At 34.8% G+C, this 14,832-nt stretch carries 13 protein-coding genes; 11 read left to right on the forward strand and 2 right to left on the reverse strand.

What is annotated here, in order from left to right:
• Positions 1 to 307 precede the first annotated feature (307 nt).
• The 9 genes from walR (at position 308) to BAQ49_RS01830 (ending at position 8,877) form a co-directional block, all read left to right on the forward strand.
• A complete protein-coding gene (walR, locus tag BAQ49_RS01790; protein WP_000971867.1) occupies positions 308 to 1,015 on the forward strand; it encodes a cell wall metabolism DNA-binding response regulator WalR in 708 nt (235 codons plus the stop codon).
• Between the two features lie 3 nt (positions 1,016 to 1,018).
• Positions 1,019 to 2,854 (forward strand): cell wall metabolism sensor histidine kinase WalK, encoded by a 1,836-nt coding sequence (walK, locus tag BAQ49_RS01795; protein ID WP_071743967.1) that lies wholly within the window; start codon positions 1,019 to 1,021, stop codon positions 2,852 to 2,854.
• Entirely contained in the window at positions 2,851 to 4,194 is a 1,344-nt protein-coding gene (locus tag BAQ49_RS01800) for a YycH family regulatory protein (protein WP_071743968.1), read from the forward strand. Before walK ends, BAQ49_RS01800 begins: the two co-directional genes overlap by 4 nt.
• Positions 4,175 to 5,011, forward strand: coding sequence for a two-component system regulatory protein YycI (locus BAQ49_RS01805; RefSeq protein WP_000383744.1), 837 nt, complete (start codon positions 4,175 to 4,177; stop codon positions 5,009 to 5,011). The genes BAQ49_RS01800 and BAQ49_RS01805 overlap by 20 nt, the downstream gene beginning before the upstream one ends.
• Positions 4,995 to 5,789: an exodeoxyribonuclease YycJ gene (locus BAQ49_RS01810; protein ID WP_071743969.1), complete on the forward strand. Its 795-nt coding sequence runs from the start codon at positions 4,995 to 4,997 to the stop codon at positions 5,787 to 5,789. Before BAQ49_RS01805 ends, BAQ49_RS01810 begins: the two co-directional genes overlap by 17 nt.
• A gap of 63 nt (positions 5,790 to 5,852) precedes the next feature.
• Positions 5,853 to 7,040 carry a S1C family serine protease gene (locus tag BAQ49_RS01815; protein WP_071743970.1) on the forward strand — a complete coding sequence of 396 codons (1,188 nt, stop codon included), beginning with the start codon at positions 5,853 to 5,855 and terminating at the stop codon, positions 7,038 to 7,040.
• A gap of 53 nt (positions 7,041 to 7,093) precedes the next feature.
• A complete protein-coding gene (locus tag BAQ49_RS01820; RefSeq protein WP_001052825.1) occupies positions 7,094 to 7,279 on the forward strand; it encodes a CxxH/CxxC protein in 186 nt (61 codons plus the stop codon).
• A gap of 59 nt (positions 7,280 to 7,338) precedes the next feature.
• Positions 7,339 to 7,818: a 23S rRNA (pseudouridine(1915)-N(3))-methyltransferase RlmH gene (gene rlmH, locus BAQ49_RS01825; protein ID WP_071743971.1), complete on the forward strand. Its 480-nt coding sequence runs from the start codon at positions 7,339 to 7,341 to the stop codon at positions 7,816 to 7,818.
• Positions 7,819 to 7,998: 180 nt separating this feature from the next.
• Positions 7,999 to 8,877 carry a radical SAM/SPASM domain-containing protein gene (locus BAQ49_RS01830; RefSeq protein ID WP_070145736.1) on the forward strand — a complete coding sequence of 293 codons (879 nt, stop codon included), beginning with the start codon at positions 7,999 to 8,001 and terminating at the stop codon, positions 8,875 to 8,877.
• A gap of 35 nt (positions 8,878 to 8,912) precedes the next feature.
• On the opposite strand, the gene pepF is transcribed toward BAQ49_RS01830, so the two are convergent.
• Together pepF and guaC are read right to left on the reverse strand one after the other, a co-directional pair.
• The gene (gene pepF / locus BAQ49_RS01835) at positions 8,913 to 10,730 is read right to left on the reverse strand and encodes an oligoendopeptidase F (RefSeq protein ID WP_071743972.1); all 1,818 of its coding nucleotides are present in this window, start codon (positions 10,728 to 10,730) and stop codon (positions 8,913 to 8,915) included.
• A 136-nt stretch (positions 10,731 to 10,866) separates the two neighbouring features.
• On the reverse strand, positions 10,867 to 11,850 hold the full coding sequence (guaC, locus tag BAQ49_RS01840) for a GMP reductase (RefSeq protein WP_033708487.1): 984 nt from the start codon (positions 11,848 to 11,850) through the stop codon (positions 10,867 to 10,869).
• Between the two features lie 237 nt (positions 11,851 to 12,087).
• Here guaC and BAQ49_RS01845 point away from each other — a divergent pair, with 237 nt between their 5' ends.
• Both BAQ49_RS01845 and BAQ49_RS01850 read left to right on the forward strand, forming a co-directional pair.
• Positions 12,088 to 13,119, forward strand: a complete 1,032-nt coding sequence (locus BAQ49_RS01845) for an acyltransferase (RefSeq protein ID WP_071743973.1) — start codon at positions 12,088 to 12,090, stop codon at positions 13,117 to 13,119.
• Between the two features lie 229 nt (positions 13,120 to 13,348).
• Positions 13,349 to 14,794: a DEAD/DEAH box helicase gene (locus tag BAQ49_RS01850; RefSeq protein WP_071743974.1), complete on the forward strand. Its 1,446-nt coding sequence runs from the start codon at positions 13,349 to 13,351 to the stop codon at positions 14,792 to 14,794.
• Positions 14,795 to 14,832 lie beyond the last annotated feature (38 nt).

The raw sequence follows: 14,832 nt of genomic DNA on the forward strand, positions 1-14,832 counted from the left end.
GGCGGTTCGATTCCGTCCCGAGCCACTCTCAGGATATTAAGTGGGCCCACTTAATATCCTTTTTATTTATGTAATTTTACAAAATTGAGTAGTTATTTTAAAATAGAATGGGGAGCCTCTAGCATTTGAAGCTAGGGGTTTTTCTATAGATCGTATAGGATTCCGTGAAAAAGTGGATCATACATGAGTCTATGAGAATAGAGGAGAAAATACTTAAACAAAGGGTGCGGTCATATAGGGACATACTATATAAACGTCAATGTGTTTAGGGATTATTGACCATATTTTTATAAGGAGGAAATAGACGATGATGGGAAAGAAAATTTTAGTAGTTGATGATGAAAAACCGATTGCAGATATTTTGAAGTTCAACCTAGAAAAAGAAGGTTTTGAAATTGTAATGGCGCATGATGGTGATGAGGCGATTGAAAAAGCAAATGAAGAACAGCCAGATATGGTTTTATTAGATATTATGTTACCGGGAAAAGACGGTTTAGAGGTATGTCGTGAAATACGTAAAAGCTCAGAAATGCCAATTATTATGCTTACAGCAAAAGACTCTGAAATTGATAAAGTATTAGGGCTTGAGCTTGGGGCGGATGATTATGTAACGAAGCCATTTAGTACGAGGGAGTTGCTTGCTCGTGTGAAAGCGAATTTACGTCGCCATCAGCAGGGTGGTGCTGCAGAGAAAGAAGAAAATACTGAAATGGTTATTGGACCAATCGTTATCAATTCGAACGCTTATAGTGTAACGAAGCGTGAAGAAAGCATTGAGCTTACACATCGTGAATTTGAATTACTACATTATTTAGCGAAGCATTTAGGTCAAGTTATGACTCGTGAACATTTATTACAAACAGTTTGGGGTTATGATTATTTTGGAGATGTACGTACGGTAGATGTAACAGTACGTCGTTTGCGCGAAAAAATTGAAGATAATCCAAGTCATCCTACTTTAATTGTAACTAGACGCGGGGTAGGGTATTACTTGCGTGACCCAGAACAGGAATAGTATATGAAGAAAGTTGGTTTTTTTCAATCTATTCATTTAAAATTTGTGCTCATATATATGCTGTTAATATTAATAGCAATGCAAGTAATTGGTGTATATTTCGTTAGGGAATTAGAAAAAAGCCTTGTAAAAGGTTTTCAAGATTCCTTAACGCAGCAAACAAATTTACTTTCTTATAACTTGAAGCAAGAGTTTGTAAAAGAACGTCCTAAAACAGACTCAGTAGATAAAGCTATTAATGATTCGATTCAAAAACTTGCATCGGATCGTAAGAGAGATATTCAAGAAATAAGCGTAATTGATTCTACTAAAAAATTAATGGCAATTTCAGACGCGTCTAAGCAAAATAAAGTAGGACGAACGTCAGCAGACACAGCTGTACAGCGGGTAATGGTACAAAAAAAACCAGAGTCAAAGGTTGAGAAAGACGTGAAAACAGGTCATCGGGTTCAAGTGATGATTACTCCTATTCTAAAAGAGCAAGAAGGAGAGGTACTTGGCGTCATTCGTATTGTTGCATCTATGGAAGATGTGTATAAACAAATGAAAGATATAAACCAAATTTTCGCGACGGGGACAGTAATTGCTTTACTAGTAACAGCTGTACTTGGGATTTTGTTGGCTCAAACAATTACAAGACCAATTTCAGATATGCGGAGACAAGCAATTGAAATGGCAAAAGGAAATTATTCGAGAAAAGTAAAAGTGCATAGCCATGATGAAATTGGACAACTAGCATTATCTTTCAATAATTTATCAAAAAAATTACAACAAGCCCGCTCTTCAACAGAGAGTGAAAGGCGCAAACTATCATCTGTTTTATCACATATGACAGATGGAGTAATTGCTACTGATCGAAAAGGTGACATCATTTTATTAAATGATCCTGCGGAAAAAATGTTAAATGTTTCGCGTGAAACGGCATTAGATCAATCTGTCTTAGAAGTGTTAGGGATACAAGAAGAATTTACGCTGGATCATTTATATGAAGAACCTGATTCAGTTTTATTGGATTTTAGTACGAGGAATGAACCATATATTTTACGTGCTAGTTTCTCTGTCATTCAAAAAGAAACAGGGAAGGCAAATGGTTTAATTGCTGTATTATATGATGTAACGGAGCAGGAGCGTATAGAGCGAGAGCGTCGAGAGTTTGTTGCGAACGTATCTCATGAGCTAAGAACACCGTTAACAACAATGCGCAGTTACTTAGAAGCACTTACGGATGGTGCATGGCAAGATCCGAATATCGCACCGCAATTTTTAACGGTTACACAAGAAGAAACAGAAAGAATGATTAGACTTGTAAATGCGTTGTTACAACTATCTAAACTAGATAGTACAGAACATCGCTTAATGAAGGAATGGGTCGACTTTACTGATTTCTTTAATAACGTTATCGATCGCTTTGAAATGTCTAAAGAGCAAAATGTAAGCTTCAAACGATCTTTCTCTAAAAAATCTCGATTTATTGATATGGATACAGACAAAATTACACAAGTTTTATATAACATTATTTCCAATGCATTAAAATATTCGCCAGAAGGTGGCACAGTAACATATCGCCTGCGTGACCGTGGTGAGTTATTAGAAATTAGTGTGAGTGATCAAGGAATGGGTATCCCGAAGGAAAATGTAGATAAAATATTTGAACGTTTTTACCGTGTAGATAAAGCTCGCTCAAGACAAATGGGTGGTACAGGTCTTGGATTAGCCATTGCGAAAGAAATGATTGAGGCACACGGCGGCTCAATTTGGGCGAAAAGTGAGGAAGGAAAAGGAACAACTATTTATTTCACACTGCCAATGGCAACTGATGAAGAGGACGATTGGGAATGAGTATGGAAAACTTTAAAACGATAGTTTTAATTAATTTAGTTGTTATTAGCCTATTTCTTACTTTTAACTTATGGACATATGTTCCTGATTCTACCTCGATACAAAATGCAAAATTTGTTCAAGGTAATGAAGAGATAAATCCAATAAAACTTTCGGAGGTTGTTCGCCCGTCCTCTGTAATCGTTCATAAAGAGAAAAATCATTATGTGAGTGAAAACAAGAGTAATGTGGATTTAATTTATAGAATTCTTGAAAATGGAGAGTTACATGATTTAAAGGAAATAACAGGGACAGTTCCTAAAGGTGATTTTCTTTCGTATGTACATGGAGAAGAAAAAATTGAATTTGTTTTTCCTACAAACATTCCACTGGGTACGATTAAAAGTATGTTTAATTTTAAAGATAAAAACATAGAAGGTAATAGGAGTTTCAATCGTATTATAATTGACCCTTCTCGAAGTAAGGACCAAGAAATTAAAATTAGTTTTGTTTCCTATGATACTTATCCTTATCGTAAAATATATGAAGCAAAATTGAGTGGTGTTTACGTAAAGGATGTTATAAATGCTCAAAATCAACTTATAACAGTAGCGAGACCGTATTTTGAATATCAAATAAGTGATAGAAAAAAACTTTACTTACCAGATGGAATTACGGAATTAAGTGAGGTAGAGTATTTTGGATCTAGGTTAGATGAGGATACATTTAAAAATGCATTATTTAGTGATCCACGTTATTTAAGCCCTATTTCTGAGAAATCAAAGAAAACATTTACAGATGGTATACGTTCTATGGAAATTGATCAGTCAAATGCAATGTTGAAATATAAAAACTCCGCTGTACATAGTGATGAATCTATGGATAATGCAGCACTTTTACAAAAAAGTTTTGACTTTGTAAGTGGGCATAGTGGTGCGTTAAAACTCTATCGTTTTGATTATATTAATAAGGGGAAAACGTCCTTCCGTTTTTATGAGGATGGGTTGCCTGTATTTAATAGCGATGGAATGGCGGAATTAAAGCAAGCATGGGGTTCAGGTGAAATCATGCAGTATGAAAGACCCTTTTTTGATCCAAGTTTCAAATTACCTAGTAAACAACTAACAACTTCTCTCGCATCGGGTCGTACAGTGATGACATCATTAGAGAATAATCCGCAAATTGATAAAAATTCAATTCAGGATGTTGGAATTGGTTATAAGTTATCATTGGAAGATTCCATTAACGAAGGAAAAAACATTATTTTAAAGCCAATATGGTATGTAAAATGTGAAGAAAATGGTAAGCAAAAAATATTTGAATGGAGTGAGGGGGGACTAAATGGATTGGGATCGAATTAAAACCATATTTATTGTGACCTTTTTTGTTTTAGATCTCTTTCTTATCTTTCAGTTCATTCAAAAGCAAGATAGTAATCAATTGGAACTTGTGACAGAAACAAAAATTGATCAACAATTAAAAGAGTCTAAAATTACTATGGGGAGTTTTCCTAAAGAGCCGAAAAAAGAGTCGTTTATTATGGCGAAAAATAAAAGCTTTAAGGAAGAAGATGTGCAGTCTTTAAAAAATCAAACAGTGCATCTGCAAGAAGAATATAAGATAGAAAGTAAGTTGAAAGAACCATTTTTAAATGCAAAATCGTTATCAAAGGACAAGTATAATGATTTCTTAAAAAACTACGTGCTTGATGGGCAGAAATACGAGTTTGGGGCAATGAAAGATTCAAAAATTTATTTCTTTCAAAAGTATAAGGATAAGCCGATTTTCTACAACAATCATGCAATGATTGTTGTAGATTTGAATGAAAAAAATGAGCTTGTTTCGTATACACAAACAATGTTAACGGATTTGAAGGAAATGGGCGAAAGTGAAAAAACGAAAGAACAAGAAATTATCACTGCTCAAACAGCTTTAGAAAATATATATGTAAAAAATAAAATTGCAGAAAATACGCACGTGAAAGAGGCGCAGATTGGATATGCGACTCTAGCTGAATCTTCTTCTAATATACAAGTGCTTGCTCCAACGTGGAACTTAAAGACAGAGCAGAAAAAGGACTATTTTGTGAATGCGATTGAAGGACAAGTTATGGAATTAGGGGAAACTCAAGTGCCGGAAGAACATAATGGAGTGAGAAAGAATGAGTATGCACTTTAGTGTACTTGCAAGTGGAAGTACAGGGAATATGCTATATGTAGGAACAGATGAAAAAAAATTGCTCGTCGATGCAGGTTTAAGTGGTAAAGCTACAGAGGCCTTATTTAAGCAAGCTGAACTGAATATAAATGACATATCAGGTATTCTTGTAACACATGAGCATAGTGACCACATTAAAGGATTAGGTGTATTGGCGCGTAAATATGATTTACCTGTTTATGCGAACGAGAAAACATGGAATGCAATGGAACATTTAATAGGTAATATCCCAACTGATCAAAAATTCATTTTCTCAGTAGGAGACGTGAAAACATTTGGAGATATTGAAGTTGAATCATTTGGTGTTTCTCATGATGCGGCAGAACCGATGTTTTATGCTTTTCATAACAATAATAGAAAGTTAGCTCTTATTACAGATACGGGCTACGTAAGTGACCGTATGAAAGGTGTTATTAAGGGAGCGAACGCTTTCGTGTTTGAAAGCAATCATGATGTGGAAATGCTTCGTATGGGACGTTATCCATGGAGCATTAAACGACGCATATTAAGTGATGTAGGTCACGTTTGTAATGAGGATGCTGCATTAGCGATGGCGGATGTTATTACAGATGAGACAAAACACATTTATTTAGCGCATTTAAGCTTGGATAATAACATGAAAGAATTAGCTCGTATGTCTGTATCACAAGTATTAGAAGAAAAAGGTTTTGGGGTTGGAGAATCCTTTAAAATACATGATACAGATCCAAAAATTCCTACGAAAATTCAATATGTATAATTCTTCATTTTAGTAAACAATAAAGGTGAATATAGTTGTTTTCAGGAAGATAGGTGAACAAATATGTCCTTTATTGATGAAGAAAAATATCGTATTAAACGTGCAGGGAAAAAGAAACATAAAGGTATTGTTATTTCTAGTATAGCGGGAACAATTGTAGGGGCTTCATTATTTGCATTTGGAGCGCCTTTATTTTCAAATCATGAAGGTAAGCTTCCGCAAGTTGAAGCGAGTGAAAAAAATATGGCTGAAGCTCAAAGCGGAAATGAGTCTGTTAAACAAGTAAGCTTTGTGGACGCTGTTGATCGTGCTTCGGAGGCTGTTGTGGGTGTTATTAATATTCAACGAGATGATTTTTCAGAGGCTGATTCGGAAGCTGGTACAGGCTCTGGTGTGATTTATAAGAGAACAGATGGGCATGCGTATATTGTAACAAATAACCACGTTGTCGCTGGGGCGAATCGTATTGAAGTTAGCTTAAGTGACGGTAAGAAAGTTCCAGGTAAAGTATTGGGAACCGATGTAGTCACGGACTTAGCAGTACTAGAAATAGATGCGAAGCATGTGAAGAAAGTGATTGAAATTGGTGATTCTAATACCGTTCGTAGAGGAGAACCAGTTATTGCAATTGGAAATCCACTGGGGCTACAATTTTCTGGAACTGTCACACAAGGTATTATTTCGGCTAATGAGCGCATTGTTCCTGTGGATTTAGATCAAGATGGACATTACGACTGGCAAGTAGAAGTATTGCAAACAGATGCGGCAATTAATCCAGGTAATAGTGGTGGAGCGCTTGTAAATGTATCTGGACAATTAATAGGTATTAACTCAATGAAAATTGCAGCAAAAGAAGTAGAGGGAATTGGACTAGCTATTCCAGTTACAAGAGCTGTTCCTATTATGAATGAGCTTGAAAAGTACGGTAAAGTAAGAAGGCCTTACGTTGGGATTGAACTAAGATCATTAAATGAGATTCCAAGTTACTATTGGTCAAAAACATTAAACTTACCAGGTAACGTAACAGAAGGAGTCTGTGTTTTAGATGTGAAAAGTCCTTCGCCAGGTACGGAAGCTGGTCTAAGAGAACATGATGTTATTGTCGCGGTAGATGGAAAAGCGGTGCACGATATTATTGAGTTCCGCACGGCCTTATATAATAAAAAAATTAATGATAAAATGACTCTTACGTTTTATCGTGGTACAAAACGAGCGACAACAACGGTGAAATTAGGCATTCAAAAGTATTAAAAACAGGAGGGCCTACCTCCTGTTTTCTATTGTAGAAAAGTGAGGTGAAGAATATGAATTTACCTTGTTGTTTAGAACATGTTGAATTAGCATTAGATATCATTGTGGATGAGTGTGAAGTTGCACCGGTTATTAACAATGTGGATAACTCTGAAGAAGAGAAAAAAACATGTGAATTTTGTCAAAATGAGGCGACATATGTTGTATCGAACACAGATTCTCACACAATATGTGGGTAACATTTGTGGATATGTGGATAAGTGCTGTGGATAACATGTTTGTAAGGTGGGGAATAGATGTGAATATCTCGATTATTTCAATCGGAAAATTAAAAGAAAAATACTTAAAACAAGGTATAGCAGAATACTTAAAACGATTATCTTCTTACGCAAAAGTAGAAGTAATTGAATTGCCAGATGAAAAGGCACCAGAAAATTTAAGTGAAGCAGAAATGTTAATTGTAAAAGAAAAAGAAGGTATACGTATACTGGATAAAATTTCTGATGATACGCACGTCATTGCGTTAGCAATAGAAGGAAAACAAAAATCATCAGAAGAATTTGCAGCAAGTCTAGATCGTCTTGCTACATATGGAAAGAGTAAAGTAACGTTTGTAATTGGTGGATCACTTGGACTTAGCTCAGAAGTAATGAAGCGTTCAAACGAATCTCTGTCTTTCTCAAAGATGACATTACCACATCAATTAATGCGTCTAGTATTGCTTGAGCAAGTGTATAGAGCGTTTCGTATTAATCGCGGTGAACCGTATCATAAATAAATTTTTCATTTGTATATAAAGAGTAAAAAAGGCCATTGGACAAAAATCACCGATGGTCTTTTAAACATTAATAGATGGTATGTAGGTTTCCTAAAATAAGTATGTTTCTATTTCTAAAAAAATATGCTGTAATATGAAGAGGAAAAAAGTATAGGTAGTCAGAGAAGTGAGGAATTAAAGGTGAAGAAGTTTAAGAAGTTTTACTTGGAGATTACAAGTGTATGTAATCTTGCGTGCAGCTTTTGTCCGCCGACGGAAAGGCAGAAGCAATTCATTTCTGTAGAGGATTTTGCTAAAAGATTAGACCAAATTAAACCTCACACAGACTACATTTATTTGCACGTGAAGGGTGAGCCGTTGCTCCATCCAAAAATAGATCAACTATTAGATTTAAGCCATGAAAAAGGGTTTAAAGTTAATATTACAACGAATGGAACGTTAATTAATAAGAGAAGGCATAGACTGTTAAATAAGCCTGCGTTAAGACAAATGAATTTTTCACTGCACAGTTTTGATGGACATCCAGGCTCGCAAGATAAAGAGGGCTATGTAAGGAGTATACTTTCCTTCATTAGAGAAGCGACAAGTCAATCGGATTTAATTGTTTCGCTAAGATTATGGAATTTAACTCAGGACAATAAAACGAATCTTGAAATTCAGCGGAATAGAGATTTATTATCTATTATAGAAAATGAATTTGATCTTTCTTATAAAATTGAAGAGAAGCTTACACCAGGAAAAGGTATAAAAATTGCGGAACGTGTATTTATTAATCAAGATTATGAATTCCAGTGGCCGGCATTGCATGAAGAAGAGGATGATGGAAAAGGATTCTGTCATGGTCTTCGAAATCAAGCAGGTATTTTAGCGAATGGAACGGTTATTCCTTGTTGTTTAGATGGTGAGGGAATTATTAACCTTGGAAATATTAATAATGATTCATTCTCTAATATTATTGAAGGCGATAGAGCGAAAAATATTGTAGATGGATTTTCAAAAAGAGTTGCAGTAGAAGAACTATGTAGAAAGTGCGGATACCGCAAAAGATTTGGAAAGTAATATAGAATAAGCCCTCATAAAGCGAGGGCTTATTTTTATTCTTGATAAGAACGCTCTAATTCATCAATTAAGGAACCGACGTAAGAAACAGCTTTACGGATTGCATCTGGTTGTGACATGTCTACTCCAGCGTGTTTCATTAATTCAAGTGGTTTCATTGTACCTCCTGCGCGAAGTACATCAAGCCAGCGATCAACAGCAGGTTGTCCCTCTTCTTTAATCATTTGAGCTACAGTAGTAGATGCAGTTAAGCCCGCAGAATATGTGTAAGAATATAGGCCCATATAATAGTGAGGTTGACGCATCCATGTTAAGCCAGCGCCTTCATCAATTTCTACGGAATCTCCCCAGAATGTCGAAAGGACCTTTGTTTTTATTTCAGTTAAAGTTGTAGCTGTGAGTGCTTGCCCTTCTTCCGCTAGGGTATATACTCGTCTTTGATATTCTCCCTCAAGTAGATGGGTAACGAAGTTGTGGTAATATGTGCCGAGTAGTTGCAGAATAACCCATCTGCGCATTCTCTTATCGTCAGTAGTTGCTAGTAAATGCTGGGCTAATAGTAATTCATTCATCGTTGATGGTGCTTCAACAAAGTACATAGATGGACGTACATTCATAATGCGCTGATTTTTATTGGCTAAATAAAAATGACCAGCATGTCCAAATTCATGAGCTAATGTGAAGCATCCACGCATCGTATTTTGCCATGTAATTAAAATGTAAGGATGGGAACCATATGGGCTAGAGCAGAAAGCACCTGTTGATTTTCCGATATTATCTGCAAGGTCTACCCATCTTTCCTTAAAGCCTGTTTCGATAATCGTATTATATTCAGGTCCTAATACTTTTAAAGATTCTTGAATTAATTTACCAGCTTCATCGTATGTGATGGTTGGATTAAATTCAGGATCTAACGGTGCGTGTAAATCGCAGAAGAGCATTTGATCGAGACCTAATACTTTCTTTTTTAAATCTGCAAAACGGCGCATATGAGGCGCTAATTCGTTATAAATAATATCTAGTTGATTGTTATACATTTCAAGTGGAACTTTTTGAGGTTCTAAAAGCATATGGGTAACAGACTCGTACTTACGTAAACGAGAAAGTGTCACTTGTTTTTTTACTTCAGTAGCATACGTTGTTGCAACTGTATTTTTATATCGTTTCAATGTGGAAACAAATGATGAATATGCTTTTCTGCGTATATATGCGCTTGGAGAAAATTCATATTTACTTTCAAATAATGCAAACGATACAGGTAAATCATTTCCTTGTTCATCTTGTATAGAAGGGAAATCCATATCGGCTAATTTAGTCATGCCGTAAATTTTGTAGGGAGAACTATGAACTTCGCCGAGTGCAGCAAGAGCTTCTTCTGTTTCAGGAGAGAGCGTGTGCTGCCTTTTTTGTAGTATTTCTAGTAACGATTTACGGAAAGGCTCAAGTTTTGTTTCCTCATTTAAATATTTTTCAATTGTTCCTTCTTCAAAGGAGAGGATTTCATTATGAATAAAGGATAGTGCGGTATGTACTTTCGTCCCTAAAGCGGAAATTTTGGAAGAGTTCGCTTGAATAACTGGATCTGTACGATCAGCGGATTCTTTTAAATTTGCATATGTGCCGAGTTTTGTTAATTTCATTAAAAGCTCTTCTTCTAAAAGTAGGCAATTTAATAAGGTAGCGGGGCCAGTGTGTAATTGTCCTTTAAATGCATCAAGTTTTTTTATGTCGTCTGTTAATACACGTAATGCATTTCCCCACTCTTTGTCAGATTCGTATAAATCTGAAAGATCCCATGTCAATTCAGTAGAGACTTCTGCGCGAATAAGGCGTTGCTCAATTACGTTTTTCATTTGTTATATCCCCCTTATTATAAGTATCTAAAAACATGATACTAGAAAATTCAGTAAAATAAAAATATTTTACATTTTTATACATGAAAAAGAAGGACAAGCATAAAATGCTTGTCCTTCTAATTAGATTTAAAAATTAATATACTTTATCACCGTTGAAAATAGAGTTTTTCACGACTACATAATCTACAGTACGAATTGAGTCTAACTTTGTTCCACCAGCGTAAGAGATAGAAGATTGAAGATCTTGTTCCATTTCGATTAAAGTGTCTTCTAAAGAACCTTTATGCTCAACGAACATTTTCTTACCTTCAACGTTTTTCTTCTCGCCTTTTTGGAATTCAGAGGCTGAACCGAAGTACTCTTTATAAAGTTTGCCATCTTTTTCGATTGTTTCCCCTGGAGACTCTTCATGACCAGCGAATAGAGAACCGACCATAACCATAGTTGCTCCAAATCGAATTGATTTAGCTACATCACCATGCGTACGAATACCACCGTCAGCGATAATTGGCTTACTTGCAGCTTTTGCACACCAGCGAAGTGCAGCTAACTGCCAACCACCAGTTCCAAAGCCTGTTTTAATTTTAGTAATACAAACTTTACCAGGTCCAATACCAACTTTTGTTGCATCAGCACCAGCGTTTTCTAATTCTCTTACCGCTTCTGGAGTTCCAACGTTTCCAGCGATAACGAAGCTTTCTGGTAAATGTTTTTTAATATGTTGAATCATGTTGATCACAGCATTAGAGTGACCATGTGCGATATCGATTGTAATGTATTCAGGTGAAAGTTTCTCAGCAGCTAATTGTTGTACGAATTCGTATTCGTCTTCTTTAACACCAACGCTGATTGAAGCAATTAATCCACGTGATTGCATATCTCTAATAAATGAGATTCGCTTCTCTGGTTGGAAACGATGCATGATATAGAAGTAATTATTTTCAGCTAAATAAGTTGCGATTCTTTCATCAATAATCGTTTGCATATTTGCAGGTACGACAGGTAATTTAAATTTATGTTTTCCTAAAGTGACAGTTGTATCACATTCAGATCGGCTATTTACAATACATTTTGCAGGAATTAATTGAATGTCTTCATAATCAAATACGTTTTCCATCATTTACACCCCTAAAATACGAATATTTTATATAGTTTACTTAAAAATGTTCGTCCAAATGATAATTTACAGTATTTTTAGTAATAAGTCAAAGGTTTTAATGTTTAATTTAAAAAAATAAAGTTTATTTAATATTCTTGGATTTATATGGTTATAATGTATTTTAATGTGTAATCGATTAATGTAGAATTATGTAGAGAGAATAATAGATAAATATATTAATTTAGGGGAGATTTTATGGGACGATTAGTGTATATGGATTGGCTACGTGTATTAGCGACAATTGCGGTCGTTACAATTCACGTTGCTGCTGGTTATGTTTCTACGTTAGATTCAAATAACGTGTCGCGTTGGCTGGCTGGTAATTTTTATGACTCACTTTCGCGTGCTAGTGTACCAATTTTTGTAATGATTAGTGGAGCCCTATTATTAAAGGGAACAAAAGATATTTCTATTGGCGAATTTTTGAAGAAACGTGCAAGTAAAGTGATTATACCTTTTATAGGTTGGAGTGCTATATTTTACATCTATGGGGCTTGTGTAGGATATTTTCCGGCTTCTTTAAAGCAAGGGATAAAGTACTTTTTAACAAATAGTATCGGGTTACATCTATGGTTCTTATACATGATTGTAGGAATATATTTAATCACACCTTTACTGAAAGTATTTGTGAAAAATGCTAAGAAGAGAGAGATAGAATATTTTTTAATTTTATGGATATATGCATCTGTTATAATAAAACTAGTAAATTATTATTATCCTATCAACTTTAATATTGAATTATTTTACGTTACAAATTATGTAGGATATTTTCTACTTGGTTATTACTTATCAAATTATGATATTGCGAAAAAATGGCGTAATATTTCTTATATTGGGGGAGTTGTAGGATGTATTGGTACATTCTTTATTACGTACCATTATACATTGAAAGCGAATGGACAGCTGGATCAATATTGGTATGAATATTTTGCGCCAGGCGTTGTACTTATGGCAATTGGGTTATTTGTCTTTTTCAGATATGCTTTCCAAAATTCAGAAAGACAATTGCCATTTTTATTACGTGGCATAAACCAAGCAAGTCTTGGGATTTATATTCTTCACTTTTTCTTATTAAATAATTATCTATACATAATCATTCCAAAGGTGAATGCACATGTACATGCAATATTGGCAATACCTATAAATGTAATTATTACACTTGTCCTTAGTATGGTAATTACTTTAGTATTGCAAAGAATACCGATTGTAAAAAGGTTAGTTCCGTAAAGAAATATCTGAAAAGAAGATATTTCCCATTATGTAGGTGGACAGGCTTATTATTAAGGCTGTCCTTTATTATGTTGTTTTAAAAAAACAATATAAAAAGAGTTATACTTAGGTTAAGCTGATATTTTAGCGAATTTAAAATATTAGTTTGATATATCATCTTAGTATAATTAAATGTAGGGGAATAAAAAATATAATTATTAAATACAGAATAAAATGAGGTTATTACATGAGTAAAAGAAGCTTTACCGATTATGCATTAAGTAAAGAAATTGTAAGAGCACTTACTGGTTTAGGCTATGAACATCCAACGGAAGTGCAAGGAGAAGTTATTCCTGTTGCATTACAGAAGAAGGACCTTGTTGTAAAATCACAGACTGGAAGTGGAAAAACTGCTTCATTCGGTATACCGCTTTGTGAAATGGTGGAGTGGGAAGAGAATAAGCCACAAGCTTTAGTTTTAACACCGACGAGAGAGCTTGCGGTACAAGTAAAAGAAGATATTACGAATATAGGCCGCTTCAAAAGAATTAAGGCCGCTGCAGTTTATGGAAAATCTCCATTTGCACGTCAAAAATTAGAGTTAAAGCAAAAAACACATATTGTAGTTGGGACTCCTGGCCGTGTGTTAGATCATATTGAAAAAGGTACTCTTTCTTTAGCGTGTTTGAAGTATTTAGTTATTGATGAAGCAGACGAAATGCTGAATATGGGCTTTATCGATCAAGTAGAGGCAATTATTGACGAGTTACCTACAAAACGAATGACAATGTTATTTTCAGCAACACTTCCAGAAGATGTTGAAAAATTATCTCGTAAGTATATGGATTCGCCAACGCATATTGAAATTAAGGCTGCTGGGATTACAACAGATAAAATTGAACATACACTTTTTGAGATGAGAGAAGAGGAAAAGCTTTCACTTCTTAAAGATGTAACAACGATTGAGAATCCAGATAGTTGTATTATTTTTTGCCGTACACAAGAAAATGTAGATCACGTATTTAAACAGTTAGATCGCGTTAACTATCCTTGTGACAAAATACATGGTGGTATGGTACAAGAAGATCGTTTTGAAGTTATGGACGATTTTAGAAAAGGAAAGTTCCGTTATTTAGTAGCGACAGACGTAGCAGCTAGAGGAATTGATATTGATAATATTACACATGTTATTAACTATGATATTCCATTAGAAAAAGAAAGTTATGTACATCGTACGGGAAGAACGGGACGAGCTGGTAATAAAGGAAAAGCTATTACATTCATAACACCGTATGAAAATAGATTTTTAGAAGAAATTGAGGAGTACATCGGCTTTGAAATTCCAAAGGCACTTGCACCTTCAAAGGAAGAAGTTATGAAAGGGAAAGCAGTATTTGAGGAAAAGATACATGCTAAACCAATTATAAAGAAAGATAAAAATGCGGACCTAAACAAAGGAATTATGAAATTGTACTTTAATGGCGGGAAGAAAAAGAAAATCAGGGCGGTAGATTTCGTCGGTACAATTGCTAAAATTAAAGGTGTTACAGCAGAAGATATAGGCATTATTACAATACAAGACAATGTTTCTTACGTTGAAATATTAAATGGAAAAGGACCACTTGTTTTAAAAATCATGAAAAACACAACGATTAAAGGGAAACAATTAAAGGTTCATGAAGCAATTAAATAAACAAAAAAACTATCCACTTCAAACAGGTGGATAGTTTT

The sequence above is a fragment of the Bacillus proteolyticus genome, from assembly GCF_001884065.1.
Taxonomy (GTDB): domain Bacteria; phylum Bacillota; class Bacilli; order Bacillales; family Bacillaceae_G; genus Bacillus_A; species Bacillus_A proteolyticus.

What these genes read in the sequence shown, in the direction of transcription:
- walR (WP_000971867.1), top strand. Translation starts at nt 308, where the DNA reads ATGATGGGAAAGAAAATTTTAGTAGTTGATGATGAAAAACCGATTGCA.
- walK (WP_071743967.1), top strand. Translation starts at nt 1,019, where the DNA reads ATGAAGAAAGTTGGTTTTTTTCAATCTATTCATTTAAAATTTGTGCTC.
- BAQ49_RS01800 (WP_071743968.1), top strand. Translation starts at nt 2,851, where the DNA reads ATGAGTATGGAAAACTTTAAAACGATAGTTTTAATTAATTTAGTTGTT.
- BAQ49_RS01805 (WP_000383744.1), top strand. Translation starts at nt 4,175, where the DNA reads ATGGATTGGGATCGAATTAAAACCATATTTATTGTGACCTTTTTTGTT.
- BAQ49_RS01810 (WP_071743969.1), top strand. Translation starts at nt 4,995, where the DNA reads ATGAGTATGCACTTTAGTGTACTTGCAAGTGGAAGTACAGGGAATATG.
- BAQ49_RS01815 (WP_071743970.1), top strand. Translation starts at nt 5,853, where the DNA reads ATGTCCTTTATTGATGAAGAAAAATATCGTATTAAACGTGCAGGGAAA.
- BAQ49_RS01820 (WP_001052825.1), top strand. Translation starts at nt 7,094, where the DNA reads ATGAATTTACCTTGTTGTTTAGAACATGTTGAATTAGCATTAGATATC.
- pepF (WP_071743972.1), bottom strand. Translation starts at nt 10,730, where the DNA reads ATGAAAAACGTAATTGAGCAACGCCTTATTCGCGCAGAAGTCTCTACT.
- guaC (WP_033708487.1), bottom strand. Translation starts at nt 11,850, where the DNA reads ATGGAAAACGTATTTGATTATGAAGACATTCAATTAATTCCTGCAAAA.
- BAQ49_RS01845 (WP_071743973.1), top strand. Translation starts at nt 12,088, where the DNA reads ATGGGACGATTAGTGTATATGGATTGGCTACGTGTATTAGCGACAATT.
- BAQ49_RS01850 (WP_071743974.1), top strand. Translation starts at nt 13,349, where the DNA reads ATGAGTAAAAGAAGCTTTACCGATTATGCATTAAGTAAAGAAATTGTA.